Source organism: Photorhabdus heterorhabditis (assembly GCF_001280945.1).
Taxonomy (GTDB): Bacteria; Pseudomonadota; Gammaproteobacteria; order Enterobacterales; family Enterobacteriaceae; genus Photorhabdus; species Photorhabdus heterorhabditis.
The window spans coordinates 1-4759 of the sequence record NZ_LJCS01000115.1 but is presented as its reverse complement, the minus strand read 5'-3'; the positions used below and the strand labels follow the sequence as shown (position 1 = coordinate 4759).

Here is a 4759-nt window from a genome sequence, read left to right as displayed (position 1 = left end):
CGAATGCACGAGCGTTACCACCGTAGGTTTTAGCCAGTACAGTAGTAATTGCAGCAGTCAGGGTAGTTTTACCATGGTCAACGTGGCCGATAGTACCAACGTTAACGTGCGGTTTTGTACGTTCAAACTTTTCTTTAGACATTAGATTGTCCCTCTAAGACACGGAATCGGTGGTTTCACCACATCAACCAAGCAGTCGCTTGTTGAATCATTTACAGGAAAAAACCAGGAGACAAGGACATTAAAGAAGTGGTGCTGATAGGCAGATTCGAACTGCCGACCTCACCCTTACCAAGGGTGTGCTCTACCAACTGAGCTATATCAGCACATCTTGGAGCGGGCAGCGGGAATCGAACCCGCATCATCAGCTTGGAAGGCTGAGGTAATAGCCATTATACGATGCCCGCATTGAACTCGGCTACCTGACTTAAATCAGCTGTAAGTTGTATCTCAATGTGTTTTACTTGGAGTAACTACTCATATGCAAACACTCAAGATTAAATCTGATTGTTTGGTGGTGGGGGAAGGATTCGAACCTTCGAAGTCTGTGACGGCAGATTTACAGTCTGCTCCCTTTGGCCGCTCGGGAACCCCACCTTATCCAAATTTTAATGGTGCCGGCACCAAGAGTCGAACTCGGGACCTACTGATTACAAGTCAGTTGCTCTACCAACTGAGCTATGCCGGCATCAAGTGCTGCGCATTCTAGGTAGTGTGAGCGCTCTATGCAACAAAAAAATTGCCTTCCCTGATCGTTCGGTCATAAAATGCTCGCATTTATTCGAATAGCTGCTTTTTTCAATAGATTCAGCCCAAATAACCAACGAAAAATTATCTATAACTATTAAAGAATTGATCACAAGTTCTATAGAACTTAATAAACTATTTCATTTTCTTCAGTTAAACTTCCATCATTATGAAAGAAAAATCCTAGCTAGCATTAAGCAAAGCAACCCAATTTTTTTACAATTCTGCATTTCTTATCAAAAAAAACCGCTAAAAATATAAAAAAGCCTACGCCTACAGCCTCTCAATCGATATGATGCAATTTATTTTTTGTCGGGTACAGGTTGTTTATTACAACCTGTCCAACCTGCACAAACGGCAGATGTTGGTCTATGAATAAAAAAGAACCTTTTTTGGCTACTCCATATTTGCAATTCAATCGTGAACAATGGGCTACCTTACGTGATTCAGTCCCACTAACATTAACAAAAGAAGAATTAATTGATCTAAAAGGGATTAATGAAGAAATTTCTTTAGAAGAAGTTATTGAAATTTACCTTCCTTTATCTCGTTTACTCAATTTTTATATCAGTTCAAATTTACGGCGCCAAGCCGTACTTGAACAATTTCTAGGTACTGATGAGCAAAAAGTCCCTTATATCATAGGTATTGCTGGTAGTGTTGCCGTTGGTAAAAGCACTACAGCGCGCCTATTACAGGCGCTGCTGAGTCGTTGGCCCGAACACAGAAGCGTAGAATTAATTACTACAGATGGTTTTCTGCATTCTAACAGCGTGCTGAATGAACGTAGATTGATGAAAAAGAAAGGGTTTCCACAATCGTATGATATGCACAGCCTAGTGAAATTCGTATCTGATATTAAATCAGGCTCCAAGCAAATATCTGCACCAGTTTACTCTCATCTTACCTATGACATCGTGCCAAATGAAAAAAAACTCATTGAACAACCAGATATTTTGATTTTGGAAGGTCTGAATGTATTGCAAAGCGGTATGGATTATCCCCATGATCCACATCATGTATTTGTCTCCGATTTCGTCGACTTTTCTATCTACGTCGATGCATCAGAAAAATTACTTAAGGGCTGGTATATTAGTCGCTTCCTGAAATTCCGTCAGGGTGCTTTTTCAGATCCAGATTCTTATTTCCACAACTATTCTAAGTTATCAGAAGAAGAAGCTATAAATACCGCATCTAATATCTGGCAAGAAATCAATGGATTAAATTTACAACAAAATATTCTACCAACCCGAGAACGAGCAAGCCTAATCATGACAAAAGGCGCCAATCACACCATTGAAAGCGTGAGGCTGCGTAAATAAAATAATTTTAAAGCCGGAAGATATCTCTCTTCCGGTTATTAATGACAACCTCTCAAAGAAATCTCACCACCAATATATGGAGTGACAACACCATTTTGATCAAGTAACAAAGCTCCTTGCTGGTTAATACCTCTAGCTATACCATGGACTTCCTGATTACCAATAATTAATTTTACCGGTCTATCCATAAAATTATCTAACTCAAACCACCGAGAAACAAATGAAGACAAACCTTCATTTTCAAACTGAATCAGAGCCTTTCTTAACTCAAGTATTATTTCTACTGCCAACTTATTACGATCAACTTCAATACCTGCCTGCTGCAAATTAATCCATTGCTGATTAATAGATTCTTTACCCTTATGATCCATAGCAATATTTATACCCGCACCGATCACAATTTGGGCGGCATCACCAGTTTTTCCCATCAACTCGACTAGAATCCCAGCTAATTTCTTATCATCAAGATATAAATCATTTGGCCATTTTACTTTAATTCTGTCAGCACCTAATCGATGCAATACTTTAGCAATAATAATACCCACAACCAAGCTCAATCCAATCGCAGCAGCAGGCCCCTGCTCAAGACACCAATACATAGATAAGTAAAGATTCTTACCAAAAGGAGAAACCCATTTCCGACCACGCCGACCTCTACCAGCATACTGATATTCAGCAACACAGGCATCTCCTGATTTCAGCTCAGATAAACGATCAAGTAAGAACTGATTAGTCGAATCAATAACTGGTAAAACCGCAATACGACCCTCAGGTAAATATTGAAAAATACTACACTCATCAAGTAACTGCACAGGAGCCAAAAAACTATAACCTTTACCAGGTACCGTTTCCAGTTCAATTCCCCATTCACGAATAGTCTGTATATGCTTATTAATTCCAGCCCTGCTCATCCCTAAGTCTTGCCCTAATTGTTGCCCTGAATGAATTTCTCCATCAGACAAAATCTTAATCAATTGCAATGGTACAGTTATATCTTTCATGAAATGCATTCCACAGCATCAATTTCACCTTTAGAGCCAATAAAGCGAACCTCAGGTTCAAGTAATACACCAAATTTTCTTATCACTTGTTGACGAACATAGGCAGACAATGCAATTACATCCTTACATGTAGCATTTTCCTGGTTTATTAATACCAAAGCTTGCCTAAGGTGCACAGCTGCGCCACCAATACGATAGCCTTTCAAATTACATTGTTCAATGAGCCAACCTGCCGCTAATTTAAACGTTTCATTAGTATGAGGATATTGAGGACTATCAGGATAGTTTTCTTTAATTTTAGCCGCAATTTCTGCACTAACGATTGGATTCTTAAAGAAACTACCTGCATTTCCTACCACGGCAGGATTAGGTAGTTTGCTAGTACGCATTGTACATACTAAATCGAAAATCTGACGAGGAGTTACGCTACCTTTCGATAACTTAGTTAAATCACCATAGTTCAATATCGGTTGCCAATTCTTTTTTAACAATAGACCCACAGAGATAACAAAACAGTTCTCTTTGTATTTATGCTTGAAAATACTATCCCGATATCCAAACTGACATTTATCAGCACTAAGACGCACTTTCTCTCCCGACTTCAGGTTAAGAACATCTACGTATTCACATACATCTCTAAATTCAGCGCCATATGCACCAATATTTTGAATTGGTGCTGCACCAGCACAACCAGGAATTAGAGCTAAATTTTCTAACCCATAGATCTGATTTTGGAGAGAATAGCAAACTAAATCGTGCCAATTTTCTCCTGCTCCTACATGTAAATGCCATGATTCATCAGTTTCCTGACATTGGATCCCCATGATCCTATTCAGGATCACCGTTCCTTCAAAATCCTCAGTAAATAAGACATTACTGCCTCCACCAAGCAGCAATACAGGTTGTTTTTGGTTTTTGGCTTCCTGCCATAAAGCCAATAAAGATTCGGTAGACTCAGCTACGTCTAAATGTTTAGCATAGGCTGATAACCCAAAGGCATTAAACTTTTTAAGAGAAAGCATTTACTTAATACTCAACAAAGATTTAATGAGTAGTTTATCAGCCTATAGGCGTAGAAAACAGTTGGAAAGCTAAGTTAGTTTTTTCGCCAAATGCAAAAAGGCCACCCTATCGGATGGCCCTTTCATCTTAAAATAAAGCCTGGCAGTTCCCTACTCTCGCATGGGGAGACCCCACACTACCATCGGCGCTACGGCGTTTCACTGCTGAGTTCGGCATGGGGTCAGGTGGGACCACCGCGCTATCGCCGCCAGACGAATTCTTTATATATTCTATGTGGTGCTGATACCCAGATTCGAACTGGGGACCTCACCCTTACCAAGGGTGTGCTCTACCAACTGAGCCATATCAGCAATAGGCTTTGCAACCACTATTGGCGAAAAACCTTAATTAAAATCTTGACAGATTACGAACGGCCCACCACTTGCTGTTCATCCTTCGGGTTGTCGATCTTGCAATGTTCAAATCCGTTTCCAACGGGTTCGCCCTACTCTCTGCTTACTACGCTCCATGTCACTCTGTCACCCCGACATAAAGCTTTAATTTAAAGCCTGGCAGTGTCCTACTCTCGCATGGGGAGACCCCACACTACCATCGGCGCTACGGCGTTTCACTGCTGAGTTCGGCATGGGGTCAGGTGGGACCACCGCGCTATCGCCGCCAGGCATA

General features: G+C 40.6%; 4 protein-coding genes, 5 tRNA genes and 2 rRNA genes. 1 reads left to right on the top strand and 10 read right to left on the bottom strand.

The genetic code is table 11. The annotated features are described in order from the left end of the window. The 5 genes from AM629_RS22765 to AM629_RS20445 form a co-directional block, all read right to left on the bottom strand. Window positions 1-142: GTP-binding protein (locus AM629_RS22765; RefSeq protein ID WP_072161945.1), on the bottom strand; the 142-nt coding region annotated here is incomplete at its 3' end. Window positions 143-250: 108 nt separating this feature from the next. After that, window positions 251-326, bottom strand: a tRNA-Thr gene (locus AM629_RS20460). A gap of 6 nt (window positions 327-332) precedes the next feature. After that, a tRNA-Gly gene (locus AM629_RS20455) sits at window positions 333-407 on the bottom strand. 105 nt (window positions 408-512) lie between these two features. Beyond that, window positions 513-597, bottom strand: a tRNA-Tyr gene (locus tag AM629_RS20450). A 15-nt stretch (window positions 598-612) separates the two neighbouring features. Then, window positions 613-688, bottom strand: a tRNA-Thr gene (locus AM629_RS20445). A gap of 430 nt (window positions 689-1118) precedes the next feature. Here AM629_RS20445 and coaA point away from each other — a divergent pair. Then, complete coding sequence (gene coaA, locus AM629_RS20440; RefSeq protein ID WP_054481581.1) at window positions 1119-2069, top strand: type I pantothenate kinase; 951 nt, start codon at window positions 1119-1121, stop codon at window positions 2067-2069. 38 nt (window positions 2070-2107) lie between these two features. Here the strand turns inward: coaA and birA are convergent, their stop codons facing one another. The 5 genes from birA to rrf (AM629_RS20415) all read right to left on the bottom strand — a co-directional run bounded on the left by birA (window position 2108) and on the right by rrf (AM629_RS20415) (window position 4755). Continuing rightward, window positions 2108-3070, bottom strand: a complete 963-nt coding sequence (gene birA, locus AM629_RS20435; RefSeq protein ID WP_054481579.1) for a bifunctional biotin--[acetyl-CoA-carboxylase] ligase/biotin operon repressor BirA — start codon at window positions 3068-3070, stop codon at window positions 2108-2110. Further along, window positions 3067-4092, bottom strand: a complete 1026-nt coding sequence (gene murB / locus AM629_RS20430) for a UDP-N-acetylmuramate dehydrogenase (protein WP_054481577.1) — start codon at window positions 4090-4092, stop codon at window positions 3067-3069. Before murB ends, birA begins: the two co-directional genes overlap by 4 nt. Before the next feature lie 137 nt (window positions 4093-4229). Beyond that, window positions 4230-4345: ribosomal RNA gene (gene rrf / locus AM629_RS20425) — 5S ribosomal RNA — on the bottom strand. Between the two features lie 22 nt (window positions 4346-4367). Further along, window positions 4368-4443, bottom strand: a tRNA-Thr gene (locus tag AM629_RS20420). 196 nt (window positions 4444-4639) lie between these two features. Beyond that, a 5S ribosomal RNA gene (gene rrf / locus AM629_RS20415) occupies window positions 4640-4755 on the bottom strand. Window positions 4756-4759: the final 4 nt, after the last annotated feature.

Excerpts from the sequence above, each read along its gene's own strand:
- coaA (WP_054481581.1), top strand. The coding sequence starts at position 1,119 with ATGAATAAAAAAGAACCTTTTTTGGCTACTCCATATTTGCAATTCAAT.
- murB (WP_054481577.1), bottom strand. The coding sequence starts at position 4,092 with ATGCTTTCTCTTAAAAAGTTTAATGCCTTTGGGTTATCAGCCTATGCT.
- birA (WP_054481579.1), bottom strand. The coding sequence starts at position 3,070 with ATGAAAGATATAACTGTACCATTGCAATTGATTAAGATTTTGTCTGAT.